Origin of the sequence: Phyllobacterium sp. (genome assembly GCF_037994405.1) — a bacterium.
Lineage (GTDB): Bacteria > Pseudomonadota > Alphaproteobacteria > Rhizobiales > Rhizobiaceae > Phyllobacterium.
Genome location: NZ_JBBNAN010000122.1, coordinates 1 through 2,756 on the forward strand (window position 1 = coordinate 1; position 2,756 = coordinate 2,756).

At 57.2% G+C, this 2,756-nt stretch carries 3 protein-coding genes; 2 read left to right on the forward strand and 1 reads right to left on the reverse strand.

Annotated features, from left to right (window positions below; all coding sequences use genetic code 11):
- Positions 1-12 precede the first annotated feature (12 nt).
- Both AAAC48_RS07575 and AAAC48_RS07580 read left to right on the forward strand, forming a co-directional pair.
- A complete protein-coding gene (locus AAAC48_RS07575) occupies positions 13-114 on the forward strand; it encodes a hypothetical protein (RefSeq protein WP_340653603.1) in 102 nt (33 codons plus the stop codon).
- Between the two features lie 81 nt (positions 115-195).
- Positions 196-567 carry a response regulator gene (locus tag AAAC48_RS07580; RefSeq protein ID WP_340653601.1) on the forward strand — a complete coding sequence of 124 codons (372 nt, stop codon included), beginning with the start codon at positions 196-198 and terminating at the stop codon, positions 565-567.
- Positions 568-679: 112 nt separating this feature from the next.
- Here AAAC48_RS07580 and AAAC48_RS07585 read toward each other — a convergent pair.
- On the reverse strand, positions 680-2,756 hold a 2,077-nt coding region (locus tag AAAC48_RS07585), incomplete at its 5' end, for an autotransporter domain-containing protein (protein WP_340653602.1).

Below are 2,756 nucleotides of genomic sequence, written 5' to 3' on the forward strand. Positions count from 1 at the left end.
GGCCCCATTCTGATGGGTACCAAGCGCCCGGCACATATCCTGGCTCCGTCGGTAACCAGCCGGGGTATTGTCAATATGTCGGCGATCGCAGCGGCTGAGGCTTTGGCAGTCTGACGGTCGCGGGAAGGCCACCGTCATGTAGGTTGTTACAACATGTCCCGTAGTTGGGGATGCGCCATATGGCCGGAGACAGTTTTGAGCAACACGCAAGCAAAGACATCATTGTCGGTTCTCGTTTGTGAGGATGATCCGCTCATCAGAACCGAAGTCACGGAAATCCTGCAACACCTTGGTCATGCAGTGACGGTGAGTGCGACAGCTACCGAAGCGAAGGAAGCGCTGGCAGAGCGGACGTTCAATGTCTTTCTTGTTGATATTGAACTGCCGGATATGTCGGGCTTCGAACTGGCAAAGCTGGCCAGATTGGCAGATCCCGCCATCGGTGTCGTTTTCGCGACTGGACATGCGAAGCTTCCGGAGGCCGTGGAGGTTAATCGTTCAGTCGTTTTGACCAAACCCTACGGTCAAGCGGACCTGGTGCGGGCTATTGAAAAGGCGGCGACTTAGGATTGGCAATACTCGGCCTGGCGAGAATGGCGTGAGGTCGGCAAACTGCCTGTGCGATGCCACCGACAGGGGAGTGCCTTCGGATCTCCTCCAGTTCGCAACGCGACAAAGCTTAGAATTTGAAAGAGATGTCGGCCTTGAATGCGTTGTCCTGCGCCTTGCTGGCGAGCTGGCCGTTGTAGGAAATGCCAAGGGTCGCGCTGGATGAGAGCTTAAAATCGAGACCCGCTTCAAGTGCAAGGGCGTCCTCAGCGATAGGCGCGCCGAAAATGACAAAGGTGTCGCTGCCAGTGAATGCAAGGTTTGCTTCAGGTGTTGTGTCGCCAAACGCGTGCCGCCATCCCAGCATTCCACGCGCTGTCGTATTGACACGACCCAGCATAAAATCCGTAGAAGCCCTCACACCCAGCGTCGTAAACGTGGCATCAGTGGTTGTCTTGCTGCCTGTGAGCGCATCGGCACCGCCGGTTTCGTTGAAACCATCATTCCTGAAGTTGACATAGGCGAGATTGGCGAATGGCTCGAAAGCAACGCGGTTTGCATCGATACGGTAGCCGAGCTCACCAAACACCTGTGCCGTGCCGGCATCATAATCTGCGGACACAATGTCTGTGAATCCAGGAAACACCACCGAGCGGCTGGTATCGATATTGTGCCAAGTATAAGCTGCGCCCGCTCGGAAACCGATATTGCCCCATTGCGAGCCGCCATAGACGCCGAGGTGGTAGTTGTCGCTGTCGCCGGAAGAATCCCGATCGTCGACATCGAACGATGTATGACTATAACCGGCAAGCAGGCCAAGGCGCCAGTTGTCGACGATCAGAGCATCGGCTCCTATAAGAAAGCCGCCGGTCGTGCGATCAAGGCCAGCCGCATTTCCATCGCTGTCCGTCGAACCCCAATTGCCAAAGCCCGTGCCCCAAACGCTAAATTGTTCCCTCAATGCGGCTGTCGTCTGGGGCCCGCCGTCAGCGTAGGCCATGACCGGTACCGGTGCGGCAGCCACGCCATTGAAAGCTGCGCGGATCCTGTTGTTCGCCGCATCACGGATGAAACGGCTGTCTTCGATCAGGGCGGTTGCCGTGGAGGCGTAAACTTCACCAGATAGCGCATCGAAAGCGGTGCGCGCGGAGGCTGCATCCAGGACAAGCAGCTTGTTGTAAAGTGCGAGCGACGCTCCGCTCTGCTGCAAAGTGTTGAGCGCATCTGCCGTTGCAATCTGATTTTTTGTGTTGGCAGCGGTTGTGAAGGGACCTCCTGCGGGTGTTTGTATAATGGAGATCGTCAGATCGACGGCGTTTGCAGTGTTCGCGAGTGTTGCGTCAAGAAAGGCGGAATTGGTCATGACGTTCGGATTGAACGCCCCGTTTACGCCACCCTGTGCCGTGAGAATGCGGTAGGTCTGACCTGTCTGGTAGCTCGTTGTCACATCGAGTTCGGCGACCGATACGGACCCGCTCTGCAACGTCGCAACGCCGGTGGCCGCGATGCGATCTGACGTTCCCGCAGACGTAATCTCCACGTCATAGACCGATCCAGCGGCGAGGGTTATGTTTCCATTGACGTTGAGTGTCCCGATTGAATTGCCCGGCGCAATCATGCCGCCTGAAGCAATCATTGTGTTTCCGACCGTGCCGGTGCCTCCGAGCGTGCCGCCGTTCAATACCTGAAGCGCTCCGGCCAGAGTACCGTTGACGGACAGCGTGCCGGCCTGAACGGTGGTACCGCCGGTGTAGGTATTATTTCCCGACAATGTCAGTTTGCCAGTGCCGACCTTGACCAGCGAGGCACCGGTTCCGCCGCCGGTCCCTCCATCCTGAATGGTCCCGGAGACTTCGGTCGAGAGATTGTTCGAGCCGACCGTCAGTGTCACGCCGCCGAGAAAGAACTGGCCGTTGCCTTCGAGGGAACCCGCGGTGTTGGTGGTCGTGCCATTGGAAAAATCAACCAGGCCCGTGCCATTGGCAATCAGCCGGGCATTACCACCGGTGCTGTTCGTGAAGAACGTCGTTTGTCCACCGGCATTGGTGGTAATTGTGGCGTTGCCCGCGGAGCCGCTATCATCAAAAATCGTCCGGCCACCACTATTGTTGGTGATGACGGCATTTCCAGCCGAGCTTGTTCCACGAATGAGCGTCAGACCGGTATTGTTGTTTGTGATCGTGGCATTGCCGCCGGTACTGCTGTTG